General features: G+C 30.3%; 20 protein-coding genes. 17 read left to right on the top strand and 3 right to left on the bottom strand.

Annotation, left to right across the window (positions count from 1 at the left end):
- The first annotated feature begins 8 nt into the window (after positions 1 to 8).
- The gene (locus tag PTSHG_RS01665; RefSeq protein WP_019107198.1) at positions 9 to 1,841 is read left to right on the top strand and encodes an ATP-binding protein; all 1,833 of its coding nucleotides are present in this window, start codon (positions 9 to 11) and stop codon (positions 1,839 to 1,841) included.
- Between the two features lie 24 nt (positions 1,842 to 1,865).
- Here PTSHG_RS01665 and PTSHG_RS01660 read toward each other — a convergent pair whose 3' ends face one another.
- Together PTSHG_RS01660 and PTSHG_RS01655 are read right to left on the bottom strand one after the other, a co-directional pair.
- On the bottom strand, positions 1,866 to 2,189 hold the full coding sequence (locus PTSHG_RS01660) for a GIY-YIG nuclease family protein (protein ID WP_019107197.1): 324 nt from the start codon (positions 2,187 to 2,189) through the stop codon (positions 1,866 to 1,868).
- Complete coding sequence (locus tag PTSHG_RS01655) at positions 2,182 to 2,496, bottom strand: regulatory protein RecX (RefSeq protein ID WP_019107196.1); 315 nt, start codon at positions 2,494 to 2,496, stop codon at positions 2,182 to 2,184. The genes PTSHG_RS01660 and PTSHG_RS01655 overlap by 8 nt, the downstream gene beginning before the upstream one ends.
- A gap of 425 nt (positions 2,497 to 2,921) precedes the next feature.
- Here PTSHG_RS01655 and PTSHG_RS01650 point away from each other — a divergent pair, with 425 nt between their 5' ends.
- The 12 genes from PTSHG_RS01650 (at position 2,922) to PTSHG_RS01595 (ending at position 13,272) form a co-directional block, all read left to right on the top strand.
- The gene (locus tag PTSHG_RS01650; protein ID WP_019107195.1) at positions 2,922 to 3,362 is read left to right on the top strand and encodes an FHA domain-containing protein; all 441 of its coding nucleotides are present in this window, start codon (positions 2,922 to 2,924) and stop codon (positions 3,360 to 3,362) included.
- 4 nt (positions 3,363 to 3,366) lie between these two features.
- Positions 3,367 to 4,632, top strand: coding sequence for an FtsW/RodA/SpoVE family cell cycle protein (locus PTSHG_RS01645; protein WP_019107194.1), 1,266 nt, complete (start codon positions 3,367 to 3,369; stop codon positions 4,630 to 4,632).
- On the top strand, positions 4,625 to 6,067 hold the full coding sequence (locus PTSHG_RS01640; protein WP_019107193.1) for a peptidoglycan D,D-transpeptidase FtsI family protein: 1,443 nt from the start codon (positions 4,625 to 4,627) through the stop codon (positions 6,065 to 6,067). The genes PTSHG_RS01645 and PTSHG_RS01640 overlap by 8 nt, the downstream gene beginning before the upstream one ends.
- A gap of 4 nt (positions 6,068 to 6,071) precedes the next feature.
- Positions 6,072 to 6,773 (top strand): 2-C-methyl-D-erythritol 4-phosphate cytidylyltransferase, encoded by a 702-nt coding sequence (gene ispD / locus PTSHG_RS01635; RefSeq protein WP_019107192.1) that lies wholly within the window; start codon positions 6,072 to 6,074, stop codon positions 6,771 to 6,773.
- Complete coding sequence (gene ispF / locus PTSHG_RS01630) at positions 6,770 to 7,246, top strand: 2-C-methyl-D-erythritol 2,4-cyclodiphosphate synthase (protein ID WP_019107191.1); 477 nt, start codon at positions 6,770 to 6,772, stop codon at positions 7,244 to 7,246. Before ispD ends, ispF begins: the two co-directional genes overlap by 4 nt.
- A gap of 5 nt (positions 7,247 to 7,251) precedes the next feature.
- Positions 7,252 to 7,905, top strand: a complete 654-nt coding sequence (gene fsa, locus PTSHG_RS01625) for a fructose-6-phosphate aldolase (protein WP_019107190.1) — start codon at positions 7,252 to 7,254, stop codon at positions 7,903 to 7,905.
- Between the two features lie 2 nt (positions 7,906 to 7,907).
- The gene (glpX, locus tag PTSHG_RS01620; RefSeq protein WP_019107189.1) at positions 7,908 to 8,873 is read left to right on the top strand and encodes a class II fructose-bisphosphatase; all 966 of its coding nucleotides are present in this window, start codon (positions 7,908 to 7,910) and stop codon (positions 8,871 to 8,873) included.
- Positions 8,874 to 8,881: 8 nt separating this feature from the next.
- Complete coding sequence (rho, locus tag PTSHG_RS01615; protein WP_019107188.1) at positions 8,882 to 10,309, top strand: transcription termination factor Rho; 1,428 nt, start codon at positions 8,882 to 8,884, stop codon at positions 10,307 to 10,309.
- A 156-nt stretch (positions 10,310 to 10,465) separates the two neighbouring features.
- Positions 10,466 to 10,669 (top strand): 50S ribosomal protein L31, encoded by a 204-nt coding sequence (rpmE, locus tag PTSHG_RS01610; protein WP_005956574.1) that lies wholly within the window; start codon positions 10,466 to 10,468, stop codon positions 10,667 to 10,669.
- A gap of 42 nt (positions 10,670 to 10,711) precedes the next feature.
- Positions 10,712 to 11,542, top strand: coding sequence for a peptide chain release factor N(5)-glutamine methyltransferase (gene prmC / locus PTSHG_RS01605; RefSeq protein ID WP_019107187.1), 831 nt, complete (start codon positions 10,712 to 10,714; stop codon positions 11,540 to 11,542).
- Between the two features lie 8 nt (positions 11,543 to 11,550).
- The gene (gene prfA, locus PTSHG_RS01600) at positions 11,551 to 12,618 is read left to right on the top strand and encodes a peptide chain release factor 1 (RefSeq protein ID WP_019107186.1); all 1,068 of its coding nucleotides are present in this window, start codon (positions 11,551 to 11,553) and stop codon (positions 12,616 to 12,618) included.
- Positions 12,619 to 12,729: 111 nt separating this feature from the next.
- Positions 12,730 to 13,272 (top strand): rubrerythrin family protein, encoded by a 543-nt coding sequence (locus PTSHG_RS01595; protein WP_019107185.1) that lies wholly within the window; start codon positions 12,730 to 12,732, stop codon positions 13,270 to 13,272.
- Between the two features lie 131 nt (positions 13,273 to 13,403).
- Here the strand turns inward: PTSHG_RS01595 and PTSHG_RS01590 are convergent, their stop codons facing one another.
- A complete protein-coding gene (locus PTSHG_RS01590; protein ID WP_019107184.1) occupies positions 13,404 to 14,264 on the bottom strand; it encodes a hypothetical protein in 861 nt (286 codons plus the stop codon).
- A gap of 446 nt (positions 14,265 to 14,710) precedes the next feature.
- Between PTSHG_RS01590 and rpsB the strand changes: the two genes are divergently transcribed.
- From rpsB to frr, 4 genes are all read left to right on the top strand, one after another.
- Entirely contained in the window at positions 14,711 to 15,493 is a 783-nt protein-coding gene (gene rpsB, locus PTSHG_RS01580) for a 30S ribosomal protein S2 (protein ID WP_019107182.1), read from the top strand.
- A gap of 72 nt (positions 15,494 to 15,565) precedes the next feature.
- Positions 15,566 to 16,210 (top strand): translation elongation factor Ts, encoded by a 645-nt coding sequence (tsf, locus tag PTSHG_RS01575; RefSeq protein WP_019107181.1) that lies wholly within the window; start codon positions 15,566 to 15,568, stop codon positions 16,208 to 16,210.
- Between the two features lie 16 nt (positions 16,211 to 16,226).
- Complete coding sequence (pyrH, locus tag PTSHG_RS01570) at positions 16,227 to 16,931, top strand: UMP kinase (protein ID WP_019107180.1); 705 nt, start codon at positions 16,227 to 16,229, stop codon at positions 16,929 to 16,931.
- 9 nt (positions 16,932 to 16,940) lie between these two features.
- Positions 16,941 to 17,498, top strand: a complete 558-nt coding sequence (gene frr, locus PTSHG_RS01565; RefSeq protein ID WP_019107179.1) for a ribosome recycling factor — start codon at positions 16,941 to 16,943, stop codon at positions 17,496 to 17,498.
- Positions 17,499 to 17,503: the final 5 nt, after the last annotated feature.

Below are 17,503 nucleotides of genomic sequence, written 5' to 3'. Positions count from 1 at the left end.
GAGGAAAAATGAAGGTACTTGGAGTTACTACCACAAGGGAAGTATATATTGGCTCAAAAGAAAAGAATTTTAGAAACAATGAGTTTTTAATAGTTGGAGATCCAGTTCAGGGCGATATTATTGGAGAAGTTGTAGATTCAAAAACTTTTAACAGATTTATTCCTCTTGATATTGGTGGAGATTTTATTGACAGTGATGTTCTCTCTTCTCTTGGTTCTATGGGTTATGATGTTGGTGATGAGACAGTTTATGTTGCTAAACTTAGATTTTTTGAAGAGTTACTATATCCACCTCTAACTGGAAGTGATTTGAGGCCCCCAAAATTTAATGAAATTAAAAATTTGTTAATAGATAATAAGCCAAATAATTCATTAATTCTAGGCTCAATAAAGAATACTGATAACATAGCAAGAGGCATGGATGATATTTACAAAAATTTATTTAGCACCTTTGAAAACAATGAATATTTAAAACAAAGGGAGCTACCCTATTTATTTGATTACAAGTCAATGCACCAATATCCACACATTGGAGTCTTTGGAGGTTCAGGTTCTGGTAAGTCCTTTGGACTTAGAGTTGTTTTAGAGGAATTAATGGAAATGGGTGTGCCTGCCATAGTAATGGACCCTCATTATGAAATGGATTTTTCAAATAATTCTGAAATTTCTAATAAAAATTATAGCGACAATTTCAAGTGTCTTGAGATTGGTATCCACACAGGAATAAAATTTCAGGAATTGCAAAAGAGAGACTTAAAAAATCTTTTAAATGCAGCATCGCCTCTTACAGATTCAATGAACAATGTTATTGATGTAATGTTAGCCAAGGGTTCGAGTTTTGAGTCTTTTAAAAACAAATTAGATATGCTTTTGGAGGGACAAGAAATTGGTTCGAGAGATAAAATAATAGCAGAAATTGCAGCAGAGCCAGACCAAAGTAAGAAAAATAGGCTTGAAGAAGTTCTTGATGTCTACGAAAGATATGACAAGACTTGCAATTCTATGAGCGTTCGTGGAGTTTTGTGGAGATTAATAAATCTTCAAAATGAAGGAATTTTTTCACATAATATTGACGAACTTTTAGATTTATTGAAGAGAAGAAAATTAGTTGTCCTCCAAGGTTCAACGAGAATGATAAATGTATTTTCCACTTATCTTTTGGCAAAATTATATTATCTCAGAAAGGAATATAGAGACGAGCTTTACAGAAATAATACAAAAGTCGATTATTTTCCTCCCTTTGTAATTATTACAGACGAGGCACATAATTTTGCACCAAAGGGTTTTGATACACCGTCAAAAAGCATCTTGCGTGAAATTTCACAAGAAGGAAGAAAGTATGGAGTATTTTTAATCCTTGCAACGCAGAGACCAACTTTATTAGATGAGACTATTACTGCTCAACTAAACACAAAATTAATTTTTAGAACTGTAAGGGCATCTGACATTGATACAATAAAAGAGGAAACTGATCTTTCTATAGACGAAACAAAGAGACTTCCATATTTGAGTTCGGGAGATGTATTTATTTCCTCTGCAAAAAAAGGAAGAACATCCTTTGTAAGAATTAGGGCGGCAAATACAGTTTCTCCTCACACAGAAAATCCTTTTGATGAACTTGAAGATCATGACAATGAAGAGTTTGAAAAGTTTTTTATGGACACAAAGGATTTATTTCCAATTGATGCATCAAATTTAAGTCTTGTTTTGATGAATTACAATAAAAAATCTGGAGAAAACTTATCCTATGATGAATTTAAAAATAAGTTGGATAAATTGTGCGAGAGAGACTTCATAGAAAAGGAAGACAATTTTTTGACAGAAATGTATAAAATTAAATAAAAAAATAAAACTGATTCAGTAAAATTAACTTGGATCAGTTTTTTTCTTTTTCTTAGAATTTAATTTCTTTAATAAATAATCATCATACAAGTCTTGAAGGGATAATTTTTTATTGATTAATTTAATTTTATTAGAACGATTTAAAGTTTTTATAAAATATTCTTTTTTTAATGCATCAGATTTGTCTTTACACGCTTCACTAAATACAATTACAAGAGGAAGCCTAGAAGCAGTATATTTTGATGCTATGCCAGAATTGTGGGCATTAAGTCTTTTTTCTAAGTCATTAGTGTAGCCAGTGTATAGGCTTCCGTCACTGCATTTTAAAATATATACATAACTAATCATTTGAATTCTCACTTAGATAATTTTCTACTGCAAAATTTATAATTTCAAATTCAAAGCCTCGACCCTGCAAATATTTTTTTGCAGAATTTATTTTTTTAGGATCCTTTTCATTCCTCTCTAATTTTTTTCTAAGAAGTTCTTCTGCATTTAGATATTCAAGTTCATAATCGTAATCTGTCATCACTTTTTCTATTATGTCATTTTTAATTCCCTTAGACCTAAGCATATAAATGATTTTTATTTTTCCGTAACGATTTATATTCATTGCATCATATAAGTAGCGCCTTGCATAATCTTCATCATTCAAATATTTTTTTCATTTAAAATAGGAATGATAATGTCCATGATTTCTCGTTTCACTTTATTTTTAAACAAGTAATCAATGAGTTGCTTTTCTGTTTTATTTCTTTGTAAAAATTTATAAGATAATAGAAGTGCATTTGATTTTTCATCTTCAAACTTTAATTTATCAATAATTTCATCTTCAACTTCTTGTCCCTTATAAAGACCAAATTCTATAAGGGTTTCTTCGGAAATTTCAATTTTTTCTCCATTATCAAAAATGATATGGAATTTTTTTTGTCAAAAATTATATTTGATATAATCATTTTATCACCAAACTAATTTTAACATAAAATTTGAAAATCCCCAATTAACCTAAAATAACAAATTGTGGAAAAATAAAAGCAAAGAGTATATAATTATATAGAGTTTAAACAAAAGAGGTGTAATATGTTTGAGTTAATCTCACAAGTGTTGAGATATATTTTTATAATCTTAATTTATCTTTTTATTTTTAGTATTTTAAGATTAATGTATCTTGATGTAAAAAGCATGACTAATAGGGGAGATTCCCTTGATGATGCTTATTTAAAAGTTGTGAATAGACTTGATTCACTGAACTTTAAGATGCAGGAGTATTATGTAATAGATGGCGATATAACTCTTGGCAGAAGTTCAAGAAATGATATAGTTATAAAAGATAAATTTGTTAGCAAAAACCATTTAAAAATTATTGATGATAATCAAGCTTATTTTATCGAAGATCTTGGCTCTGCTAATGGAACATTTTTAAATGGTGCAAAAATCGAGCCAAATGAAGTGATTGAACTTCAAAACAACGATAAAATCGGCGTTGGTTTTATTCAATTTATTTTTGTAGATAAAAGGTGAAATTGTGTTAGATAATATTTTAAAACAGAGAAAGCCTAGAAATCTTCTTTTAATTTTTGAAATTCTTAGTATTCTATTGTTGTTTTCTTTTAACAATAACAATGTTGATAGGTACATAGTAATTTTATTTTTAGGCTTGATTTTAATTGTTTATATTTCAAATCTAGTTCTAGGAAAAGTATCTTCGGGAGATAATTATATCTTTCTTATAGTCTCCATGCTTTTAAGTCTTGGGATTATAACAATATATAGGTTATCGCCTAAATTAGGATTGAGGCAACTTATCTGGGTCTTAGCAGGTATATTAGTTTTTTATTTAACTTATTTTATTATTAGAGCTATGAGAAGGCTTGAATATATGACAGGTCTTTATTTAGGACTTTCAATTTTATTTTTCTTACTGACAATTATTCTCGCTCCAGATAAATATGGTGCCAAAAACTGGATAGAAATTTCTGAGGGGATAACAATTCAGTTGTCAGAATTCACTAAAATTTTAGTTATATTTTTAATAGCTTCATTTTATACAACTTTCCAAACAAGACTTAAAAAACTAAATTATAAATACACTTCATATTACTTGATGGGGGTAATATATATTTTTGTTGGCTTTTTATTTATTCAAAGAGACCTTGGGACAGCAGCAATATTTATTGCCATATACACTCTTATCCAATATATTTACGATGAAGACAGAAAATCCATTCTTGTAAATATAGGACTAATGGTATTTGGCTCTACTGTTGGATACTTTTTATTCTCTCACGTTAGAAATAGAGTAGATATTTGGCTAAATCCATGGACAGCAGATAAAGTTATAAATAGTGCAAGACAAATTGTTCAATCGCTTTTTGGTATAAGTGAAGGCGGATTTTTTGGACAAGGTATTGGACTTGGCTATCCAAAACAAATTACACTAGCACATTCAGATGTTATTTTTTCTGCAATTTGTGAAGAAATGGGGATATTAACTGGTATTGGAATTATTATGCTCTACATGCTTTTAGTTTATAGGGCTATTAAAATTGCCATAAATCAAGAGTATTTATTTTATAGAATTCTTGCTCTAGCAGTTGCAATTTTATTTACGGTGCAAGTCTTCTTGAATGTAGGTGGAGTAATAAAATTAATTCCAATGACAGGGCTTACTCTTCCTTTTATTTCTTATGGAGGTAGCTCTATGATTTCCTGCTTTGTTGCATTAGGTATCCTTCAAGTTACAAGTGAAGACTTGTCTTATAAATACGATAGGGGACTAGATAATGAATAGTAAAGATAATAAAAGAATTTTAGTTTTACTTGTTTTTTTAATGATATTATTAGTTTCGCCAATAATTTATTTAACTTATTTTACAGTTTTTAAAGCAGGAGATGTTATTAATCATCCTGCAAATAGAAGAAGTGAGCTTAGGGAAAATTCAGTTAAAAGGGGAACTTTTTACGACAGAAATCATGAAATCTTAGCTTATTCAAATGGAGAAAAGTATAATTATCACAGAATATATAATCATCCTGTTATTTATTCCCACATTATAGGATATTCTGATAAAATTGTAGACAAGTATGGATTAGAAAAGGAATTAAATGATTATCTTGTTGGAAAAGAAGGTTCAAAAATTTTAAAAACTTTTAAGTCAATAATTAATAAAAAATATGATCCTTATGCAGGGGATGATGTAACTTTAACAACAGATACTAATTTACAAGAAAAAACTAGAGCGGTCTTATCAGATAACGCAAAAAAAGGTTCAGTTGTAATAATGAATCCAAAAACGGGAGAGGTTCTGTCAATGGTTTCACTTCCAGATTTTAATTCTCAAAACATAGCCAAGGATATGCAAGCAATTAATGAAGCCAATAATGGGGCTCTCTTTAATGCTTCAACAAAGGGAAAGTTTGCACCAGGTTCTGTTTATAAAATAGTTACAACTACAGCAATTTTAGAGTCAGGAATTTCACAAAAATATACAGATGAAGGCGTTGAAAAAATAGATAACGGTCGAGAGTTTAAAAATGCTGGGAATAAAATTTATGGAAGAGTTGATCTTAAAAAAGCCTTTACTAATTCCTTGAATACTTATTTCGTAAGAAAATCTGTGGACATGGGAATAGATATAATGTCACAAATTTCTGAAAAATACATGATAAATAAAAAAGTAAATTTTGAACTTCCACTTGAAACTTCCACTTGGGACTACAAGAGAAATGGATTTGACAGAACTGCCTTAGGTGCTGCCGGTATTGGTCATGATACACTATTAGTCACACCGCTTGAGATGTGCATGGTTGCATCTACTATTGCAAATGAGGGTGTAATGATGCAGCCTCACATTGTTAAAAGAATTGACTCTTCAGATGGCAAGAATGTTGTGAGGAATTCTCCTACTGTATTAAGTGAAGTCACTTCAAAACAGAATGCAGAACAAATAAAAAAATACATGGTAAATGTTGTAAATAATGGTACAGGTACGGAAGCCTATATTTCCGGGATTAAAGTTGCAGGTAAAACTGGAACTGCACAACTAGATTTAAAAGAAGGAACTAATAACGCATGGTTTGTTGGCTTTGCACCAGCAGATGACCCAAAAGTTGCAATTGCTGTTGTTATTCCTAATGTTAAAGATTTTGGTTCACAGGCAGCTGCTCCAATAGCTGGAGAGCTATTAAAATATGCTGTTGAAAATCTACAAATCGAAGAAGAGTGATGCCATGTATCAGAATAAATTTGTAACAGCCTTTGTTGCTGCAGCAGGTATGGGAAAAAGAATGAATATGGGAATAAATAAACAATTTCTCACTATAGATGGTACACCTATTCTTGCTCATACTATTAAAAAAATTGAAAAGTCAAAGTACGTAGACTTCTTGCTTTTAATTGTAAAAAAAAGTGATATGCCTTATGTAGATGATATAATTGAAAAATATAAAATAAATATGGATTATAAAATTGTCTATGGTGGCAAGGAAAGACAAGATTCCATAAATAACGGTCTCTTAAATATGCCAAAAGAAACTGATATTGTTTTAACTCATGATGGTGCTAGACCTTTTGTATCAGTAAATAAAATTGATGAAGCAATTGAGAATGTAAAAGAAACAGGTGCTTGCGTGCTTGCAAACCCTGTAAAAGACACCATAAAAGTTTCTACTGATGGCGAGCTTGTGGATTATACTCCTAATAGAGACAGACTTTGGCAAGTGCAAACACCACAAGTCTTTAAAAGAGAAATTATTACCAAAGCCTATGAACAGGCCTATTCAGAAGGCTATTATGGGACTGATGATTGCTCCTTAGTTGAAAAAACTGGTGTAAAAGTAAAATTAATTTATAACTCTTATGACAATATAAAGATAACTACGAGAGAAGATCTTTCTATTGCAAATATACTTGTAAAGAAGGCGAATATATGAGAATAGGAATAGGTTATGATGTTCATGAACTTGTTTCTGGCAGAAAATTATTTATTGGTGGTATTGAAATTCCTTATGAAAAAGGTCTTTTAGGTCATTCAGATGCAGATGTACTTATTCATGCAATTATGGATTCAATTTTAGGTGCTCTTGCACTTAGAGATATTGGCTACCATTTTCCAGATAATGACAATGAATACAAGGATATTGATTCTAAAATTCTTCTCAAAAGAGTTTATGAAATTATGAAATCCAAGAATTATAAAATTGGAAATATTGATTCAGTTGTCGCATGTCAACAACCAAAACTTGCACCATATATTGATGACATGAGAAAAGTTATTGCTGAAATTTTAAATACTGATATTGAAAATATTTCTATAAAGGCAACTACAACTGAAAAACTTGGTTTCATTGGTAGAGAAGAAGGAATATCTTCAGAATCAGTTTGTTTACTTGAAAGGGATGATTAGAAGAGATGAAATTTTTTATTGATACTGCAAACATTGAAGAAATTCGTGAGATTAATTCTTGGGGAGTCCTAGATGGTGTTACAACTAATCCTAGCTTAATTGCAAAAAACGGCGGAGTATTTGAAGATGTCATTGAGGAAATTACAGAAATAGTAGACGGCGATATTTCAGCCGAAGTTATTTCTACTGATTTAGATGGGATTTTGAAGGAAGCAAGGGAACTTACAAAGATTTCAAAAAATATTGTCGTTAAAATTCCGATGATTGAGGAAGGATTAAAAGCTGTAAGTATTCTTAGTAAAGAGGGAATAAGAACTAATGTCACTCTTATTTTTTCACTTTCTCAAGCTCTCCTTGCAGCAAATGCAGGAGCAACTTATGTGAGTCCTTTTATGGGAAGACTTGACGATATAGGTATGTCAGGAATACAATTAGTTGAAGATATTTCCAAAGTATTTAAAAATTATAATTATGATACACAAATAATTGCAGCTAGTATAAGACATATTAATCACGTTGAATTAGTTGCAAAGAGTGGAGCAGATGTTGGGACTATTCCATATAAAGTTTTTAAGGAAATGGTAAAACATAATTTAACAGATATTGGTTTAAAAAAATTTTTAGATGATTTTAAGAGTGTAAAGACAAAGGAGAAGTAAAGATGGACAGAAATTTAGCATTAAACTTAGCAAGAGTAACAGAAGCAGCTGCACTTTCAGCAGGTAAATGGCTTGGTAAAGGCGATAAAAATGCAGCAGACGGAGCAGCGGTTGATGCAATGAGAAGAATGTTTGATACTGTTGATATTGATGGAACTGTTGTTATAGGAGAAGGAGAAATTGATGAAGCTCCTATGCTATACATTGGCGAAAAAATTGGTACTAAAAATGGAGAAGAAGAAGTTGATATAGCAGTAGACCCTATTGATGGAACAAACTCTATTGCAAATGGAACTGATAACTCTATTGCAGTTTTAGCGGTGGCACCAAAGGGATGCCTTTTAAATGCACCAGATATTTATATGGATAAAATTGCTTGTGGACCTAAAGCTAAAGGTCTTATTAAATTAGATGATTCTCCAACAGAAAATATTAAAAGAGTTGCAAAAGCTTTAAACAAAAATATTGATGATATTGTAGTAGCAGTTCTTGATAGACCTAGACATGAAGAATTAATAAAAGAAATCATATCTATTGGAGCTAGAGTTAAAAAGGTTTCTGATGGAGATGTTGTTACTGCAATAGAAACTTGTTATGAAGATTCTGGAGTGGACCTTGTAATTGGCCGCGGTGGAGCACCAGAAGGTGTTATAGCAGCAGCTGCACTTAAATGTCTTGGCGGAGACTTCCAAGGAAGACTTCATCCAACAGATGAAAAGCAAGAACAAAGATGCAGAGACTTGGATTCAGATTTAAAAAAAGTTTATTCAATTGAGGATTTAGTAAAGGGCAATGAAGTTATTTTCTCTGTAACTGGCATAACTTCAGGAGAAATTCTTGAAGGAGTAAAATACTATGGAGATAATAAAGCTAAAACTGATACACTTGTTTTGAGACTTCCAAGTGGCACTCAAAGATTTATAAAATCAATTCATTCCCTTGATTTGAAACCAGATTATGCTAAATAATTACAGGTATGAGCAATAATAAGGAATTAAAAAACAAATCTCTAGAAGATTTAAGGAAAATTGCTAAATCTTTGGGCTTAAATGATGCAGGTAATTACGATATTGATGATTTGAAGTCATATATTATAAGAGGAGAATTGCCAATAAAAGATTTAAAAGAAATGCCTTTAGATAAATTAAAGGTAGCTGAGCTTAGGGAAATTGCAAAGGATTATGGAATAGATAAATCCTACAATTTAAAAAAGGAAGAATTAATTAAAGAAATAAATTTAATAAAAGAAAATGAAAAAATAGAGAAATTAGATCTTTCAGAAAATGCTCAAGAGACTTTAAAAAACTTAGAGGACAAGGATTATGTCACTGGTATTTTAGAACTACATCAAGATGGTTATGGCTTTTTGAGGAGGGTAAATTATCTTCCAAGTGAAGAAGATATTTATGTTTCTCCATCACAGATAAGAAAATTTAGGCTTAGAAATGGAGATGAAATTCTTGGAATAAAATCTCCCCCTAAAGACGGCGAAAATTTCAATGCCTTGTTATATATTAAATCTGTAAATGGAATGCATCCTTCAAGAATTTTAAACAGACCATTTTTTGATAATTTAACGCCTATTTATCCAAATAAGAAGATTAATTTAGAAACAAATGATGAAGATTTAGCGATGAGAGTTATAGATTTACTTGCACCAGTAGGTCTTGGACAAAGAGGACTTATTGTATCACAACCTAAGTCTGGAAAAACTACACTCTTAAAGAAAATATCTAAATCAATAAATATAAATTATCCTGAATTGCACTTAATAGTATTATTAGTTGATGAAAGGCCAGAAGAAGTAACAGATATGAAAAGATCTGTAAAGGGAGAAGTAATATATTCAACATTTGATGAAAATCCTAAAAATCATACAAGAGTTGCAGAAATGGTTATTGACAGAGCAAAGAGATTAGTTGAAAATAAAAAAGATGTTGTAATTTTATTAGACTCACTTACAAGACTTTCTCGTGCTTATAATTTAGTTACGCCTACAAGTGGTAAAACTCTTTCTGGTGGACTTGATCCATTGTCGCTTCATAAACCAAAGAGGTTTTTTGGTGCAGCAAGAAATATTGAAGAAGGCGGAAGTCTTACAATTTTAGCAACAGCCTTAGTTGATACTGGTTCTAGGATGGATGATGTAATTTTTGAAGAATTCAAAGGCACTGGTAATATGGAACTTCATCTTAATAGAAGTCTTTCTGAAAAGAGAATTTTCCCAGCAATTGATATTTTAAAATCAGGAACTCGAAAAGAAGAGCTTTTATTAGATAAAAATGAACTTGACTTTAACTATGATTTTAGAAACAATTTAAACGAAGATAACATTGAGGAAGTCACTGAAAAATTTTTGGATAATCTTTCTAAGACAAAAAATAATAATGAATTTTTAGAATAAAATTTTCTTAAAGTAGATTTTTTAAGGTCTGGAAAAGTTGATTAATAGCGATAATTATTGTATAATAATTAAGGAAATAAATGTATTTGTATTACAATGAAAATTGTGTTATAATATTAAAATTGAGTTATAAAATAAGTTTAAGGGGGCTAAACAATGAAAAAAGGAATTCATCCAGATTATAAAGAAGCTACAGTAACTTGTGCTTGTGGCAATACTTTTAAAACGGGATCTGTTAAAGAAGATTTAAAAGTTGAAATTTGTTCAGCTTGTCATCCTTTCTTTACAGGAAAGCAAAAACTCTCTGATCATGGCGGAAGAATTGAAAAATTCAATAGCAGATATAAGAGAAATAAATGACAATGAGGTTAGCCTAGCTAACCTTTTTTATTACTTAAATTTATGACAATAAGAGAAGCCCTATTAAAGGGAATAAATTATTTAAAAGATTTAGAATATACAAATCCTATTTATGAAAGTAGAAAAATTTTAGCAGAACTTCTGGAAAAAGATTTGTCTTATTTGATTGCTCATGACGATGAGAAATTAAATAAATCAATCGAAGATAAATATTTTAATATTTTAGAAAAGAGAAAAGAGGGTTATCCTCTACAATATATTTTGGCTTGTGAAGATTTTTATGGCAGAAGATTTGATGTCTTAGAGGATGTTTTGATACCTAGACAGGATACAGAGCTTTCTATAGAGGTACTATTAGATATAATAAAAAATAATAAGATTAATAACATGCTCGAAATTGGTTGTGGTACAGGGATAGTAAGTATAACTATTGACCTTGAAAGCGATATTGACGTTACTGGCTTAGACATAAGTCCTCAGGCAATAAAAAACACAACTATTAATAAAAATAAATTTAATTCTAATATTAAAATAATAGAGAGCGACTTATTTGATAAGGTAAATGATAAATTTGACATAATATACTCTAATCCACCTTATATTAAAACAAAAGAAATAGAAAATCTGCAAGTTGAAGTGAGGGAGCATGAACCTAGACTGGCACTTGATGGTGGGGAAGATGGTCTTGTTTTTTATCGTAAGATAGTAAAAGAATCTAAAGACTATTTAAAAGAAAATGGATTTTTAATCTTCGAGATAGGCTATGATGAAGGAAATGAAGTTTTACAATTAATGAAAGACAAGTTTGATGTTAAAATTCATAAGGATTTGAATAATTTTGATAGAGTAGTAGTTGGACGATTAAAGGTATAGGGGTAAAAATGTACGAAAAACTTTCGGTTTTTGAAGATAAATTAATAGCGCTTGAAAAAGATTTAAGCAATATAGAGGTCATCAATGACTCAAAATTATATCAGCAAAAAGCAATTGAGCATGCTGAGATTGAACCTATTGTTGCTAAATATAGAGAATATAAAAGTACGCTTAATTCTTTAAATGATAATAAAGAATTAATTAAAGAGAAATTAGATGATGATTTTAAGGATTTAGTTAGAGAAGAGATAAATGAAGCTACAAAAAAAATTGAGGATTTAGAAAATGACCTTAAAATTTTATTAATACCAAAGGATAAAAATGACAGCAAAAATGTTATGGTAGAAATTCGTGCTGGTGCGGGTGGCGATGAAGCAGCTCTATTTGCGGGAGTCCTTTATAGGCAATATGTAAGATATGCTGAAAGGTCAGGATTTAAAGTCGAAACTATTTCTTCAAATGAAATTGGTATTGGTGGCTTCAAAGAAATAGTTTTTATGATTATTGGAAATGGTGCCTACTCAAGATTAAAATATGAATCAGGAGTTCACAGAGTTCAAAGAGTTCCTGAAACAGAAAGTGGAGGAAGAATCCATACGTCTACTGCAACAGTAGCAGTTTTGCCTGAAGCTGAAGATGTTGATATTGAGATTGATCCTACTGAAGTTAAATTTGATGTATTTCGTGCATCAGGCAATGGCGGACAATGTGTAAATACAACGGACTCTGCTGTAAGACTTACACATATTCCTACAGGTATAGTAATTTCTTGCCAAGATGAAAAATCACAACTTAGGAATAAAGAAAAAGCCATGAAACTTTTGAGGTCAAAATTATATGACTTAAAACTTCAAGAGCAAAATGAAAAAGAATCCATGGAAAGATCTTCACAAATTGGAACTGGAGATAGGTCTGAAAGAATTAGGACTTATAATTATCCTCAAGGAAGAGTGACTGACCACAGAATCAACTTTACATCTCATAGAATTGATGCAATTAACGATGGGGATTTAGATGAAATTATTGACGCTTTAATAACTTATGACCAAACACAAAAAATTGAAAACATTGACTAATTAATCAAAATTAAATATTAGATTTATTTGGTATATTTATTTGATTTTTCATAAACAATAGTCTATAATATTAAATGTAATTTTATTATTAAATTTTATGGGGGTAATATTATGAATCAAATGACAAGTGATAACTTAAGATCAGCTTTCGGTGGAGAATCTCAAGCTCGTACAAGATATAATATCTGGGGCGATGTAGCTGAAAAAGATGGATTTAAAAATGTAAAGAGACTTTTTGATGCAACTTCTGATGCAGAAAAAATTCACGCAACACTTCACTTTAAAGCTCTTAAAGACGTATCAGGAGATTTTCCTGTAACTTCAATGGCTGGTTTCGGAATTAACAGCACTTCTGAAAATCTTGAAGCTGCAAGAGATGGAGAAATATTTGAATCAACTCAAATGTATCCTGCATATATTGCAGTTGCTGAAATGCAAGAAGAAAAAGAAGCTGTTAAAGCAATGAAATATGCAATAGCAGCAGAAAAAGTTCATGCTGAAAGATATTTAACTGCAAAAGAAGCAGTAGATGCTGGTAAAGACCTTGATGTTGAAAATATCTATTTATGTCCTGTATGCGGATATATTACTTTTGAAGAAGAAGAAAAATGTCCACTTTGCGGATGTGCAGGAAGTAAATTTATTGCTTACTAATCTATTAAAAAAATCTCTCAATAAAAGAGAGATTTATACATAAAGAGTCAGTATTTTACGAACTGACTCTTTTTTTATTTTATGAATTTTCTAATGCTCTATATTGATATAAACATTCTTACTATTTTGTTTCAGCCAAAAGACTTAACTAGCTCTACAAAATTGCTATCCGGACTAAAAAATGGAAGATTATTTTTAGGATCAGAATTTTTTTCAATTCTAAGAATTTCATCATTAACAAAAATAAGTATAGTGTATTCAGACTTTATTTTATTGCCCTTTTTATTTGAAATATCAACCTTTATTTTATCTCCATAAAGCTTATAAGATCCTGAGTATTTATTTATGTGTTCAAAATTTTTATCATCAATTTGATAAAATTCCATTTTCCCATCATAATCTTTGTTTGAATTATCTTTATTAAAATCAAAATACCAATCCTTATAAATCCAAGTTGTATCATCTAGTTCCTTGTCACTTAAATTTCTCCATCCACTATCTATAAGGAAGGCTCTAATGGCATTAACTCCATTTTCTCCATATTGTGTAAAATCTAAAAAATCTTGAGTATCTTTTAATTCATCATTATCTAAATTCCAGAGCATTCCGGGATTCCAATTTGTAGGATCTTGATGTTCTGGTACAATATTTATTTCTATATCTGGAAATTCAAGAGAATCCGAAAATATTATTATTGGCTCAGCAGAGTCCTTTCTATATAAGACTTCATCTGTTATTAAATTAAAATCCTCTGAAAGTTTGAGGCTATTTACAGCAATAGATGCATTTTTATCTGCTGATACTATTAAATAAGCTTGACCTATTTTTTTATCTTTAGAAATAATATTTTCAAAAGGGATTTCTTTAATAAAAGGATAATCTCTAACTAATTTAGGATTATTATCTTCAATCCATTTTTGAAAATTCTTATCTAGTTGATTTTCTGTAATGCCAAGATAAGCAACAGCAAATTTTTTTGATTTATTATTCAAATTTTCTCTTAACAAATCTAAGGAATTTTTTTCAAAATTTTTTTTCTTCTTTCGACTCAGTAACTAAATTTTTTGAGTTTTCTATTTTAGTATCTTGAACAATTTTGTTTTCTTTTACATCATCAATTTGATTTTGTTTTTTTCTTGATTTTTACAAGAAACTAAAAGTGTTGAAAGTTGAATTATCAAGGCTAAACATACAAATCTTTTCATAATTATCCCTCCAATAAAAATATCTTAATATATTATCAATATTTTACAACAAAATGAAAAATTTTAATATTAAATTGTCTACAAAATAAACAAAATATTGATAATTATAAAATCCTATGGTATACTTTTATGCGGTAAGTAATACACACATTTTTTGATATCAATTGAGTTGCCAATTTGGTCCTTTTGATAGATGATGAAAATGGAGGAAAAAAAACACGGAGGTGGCTTAAATGTCAGTAATTTCAATGAAAAGCTTATTAGAAGCTGGTGTTCACTTTGGACACCAAACTAGAAGATGGAACCCTAAGATGAAGAGATTTATATTTACTGAAAGAAACGGTATTTATATAATTGATCTTCAAAAAACTGTTAAAAAAGTAGAAGAAGCTTATGATTTTGCTAGAGAAATCGCAGCAAATAATGGAGAAATCCTTTTTGTTGGTACAAAAAAACAAGCTCAAGATGCAATTGAAAAAGAAGCTACAAAATGTGGAATGCCTTATATTAACCAAAGATGGTTAGGCGGTCTTCTTACAAACTTTAAAACTATTAACAAGAGAATTGAAAGACTTTATAAGTTATTCGAAATGGAAGAAAATGGTACTTTCGATGTTCTTCCAAAAAAAGAAGTTGCTCAACTTTTACATGAAAGAGAAAAACTTGAAAAATTCCTTGGTGGAATTAAAGAAATGAAGGGTATGCCTCAAGCATTATTTGTAGTTGACCCTAAAAAAGAAAGAATAGCAGTAAAAGAAGCTCATATTTTAGGAATTCCAGTTATCGGTATCGTAGATACAAATTGTGATCCTGAGGAACTTGATATTCCAATTCCAGGAAATGATGATGCAATTAGAGCAGTAAAATTAATTACTGAAACTATTGCAAATGCAGTTATCGAAGGAAAACAAGGCAGCCAAATTGAAGATAACGATAATAATGATTATGATGAATCCGCTCAAGAAGTTTCTCAAGAAGAAACTGTTGAAGATGAAAAGTCAACTATAGAAGAGTAAAGATATTTTGAGAGTTCTAAAGTAATCCTTTAAAACTCTCTTTTTTTTAAAATAAATAAGGAGTGAATTAAAATGGCTATTACAGCAGCATTAGTTAAAGAATTAAGAGAAAAAACTGGCGCAGGTATGATGGACTGCAAAAAAGCTTTATCAGAAACAAATGGGGATATGGACAAGGCAGTTGACTTTCTAAGAGAAAAAGGACTTGCTTCAGTTGCAAAGAAAGCATCAAGAATAGCTTCTGAAGGTCTTGTTGAATCTTATATTCACGGTGGAAGAATTGGAGTTTTAGTAGAAGTTAACTCTGAAACAGATTTCGTTGCAAAAAATGAAGAATTTAAAGCTTTTGTAAGAGATATTGCTATGCAAGTTGCAGCAGTTGCTCCAAAATATGTTAGTCGTGAAGAAGTCCCAGCAGAAGAAGTAGAACATGAAAAAATGGTTCTTACTGAACAAGCTAGAGGCGAAAATAAACCTGAACACATTATTGAAAAAATGGTTGAAGGCAGACTTGAAAAATTCTATGAAGAAATTTGTCTTCTTGACCAAGATTTCATTAAAGACCCTGATAAAAAAATTAGAGATATTTTAAACGATTTAATTGCAAAAATTGGCGAAAACATTAAAATCAGAAGATTTGTTAGATTTGAAGTTGGCGAAGGTCTTGAAAAAAGAGAAGAAGACTTTGCTGAAGAAGTAGCTAAACAAATAGGTTAACAAATTGGAGGAGTAAATGCCAAAATATAAGAGAATTGTTTTAAAACTAAGTGGAGAAGCCTTAGCAGGCTCAAACTCTGTTGGTATTGATATTAATTATGTCAATTTAATCGCAAAGCAAGTAAAGAAAATTTATGATTTAGGTGTGGAAACAGGTATTGTTGTAGGCGGAGGAAACTTTTGGAGAGGACGCGACGAAAATAATATTGACCGTGCTACATCTGATTATATGGGTATGTTAGGTACTGTGATGAACGCTTTAGCATTGCAGGACTCTTTAGAAAAATTAGGCGTTATTACTCGTGTGCAAACTGCAATTGAAATGAAACAAGTTGCAGAACCTTATATAAGAAGACGTGCTATTAGGCATTTAGAAAAGGGACGTGTTGTAATATTCTCAGCTGGTGTTGGTAATCCATACTTTTCAACTGATACAGCAGCTGCATTAAGAGCTGCAGAAATTGATGCTGATGTAATATTACTTGCTAAAAAGGGCACTGATGGAATTTATGATTCTGACCCTAATGTTAATCCTAATGCAAAAAAATATGATAATTTAAGTTATAGAGAAATATTAAATAAAAACTTAAAAATTATGGATGGCACAGCAACTACACTTTGCATGGATAACAATATTCCTTTAAGAGTTTTTGGAATAGATGAAGAAGATGCTATGTATAAAGTTGTTTGTGGCGAAGATATTGGTACAAATGTTAAATAGGAGGATATTATGATATCTGAACTAAAAAATAATACTGAGTCCAGAATGAAAAAAACTGTGGATTCACTTACTGAATCACTTCAGTCTATAAGAGCAGGCCGTGCTAATACAACTTTACTTGATAAAATCCACGTTGAATATTATGGACAACAAACTCCAGTTAATCAAGTTGCAAGTTTGTCTGCTCCTGAACCAAGACTTCTTTCAATTCAACCTTGGGATGCAAGTTTAATTCCTGAGATTGAAAAAGCGATTTTGAAATCTGATTTAGGAATAACTCCTTCAAATGATGGTAAGATTATTAGACTTGTTATTCCTCAACTTACAGAAGAACGAAGAAAAGATTTAACTAAGCTTGTAGGAAAATATGCTGAAGAAGCAAAAGTATCCATTAGAAATGTAAGAAGAGACGCAATGGAAGAAATTAAAAAAGCTGAAAAATCTAAAGAAATTTCTGAAGATGATAAATCTTCTTACGAAGAAGATATTCAAAAGTTAACTGATAAATATACAAAAGAAGTTGACAAAGTAGCAGAAAATAAAGAAAAAGAACTTATGGAAATTTGAATTTT

Origin of the sequence: Peptoniphilus senegalensis JC140, from assembly GCF_000321025.1 — a bacterium.
GTDB lineage: Bacteria > Bacillota > Clostridia > Tissierellales > Peptoniphilaceae > Peptoniphilus_A > Peptoniphilus_A senegalensis.
The sequence above is the reverse complement of the archived record's forward strand: the minus strand, read 5'-3'. Positions and strand labels throughout refer to the sequence as shown.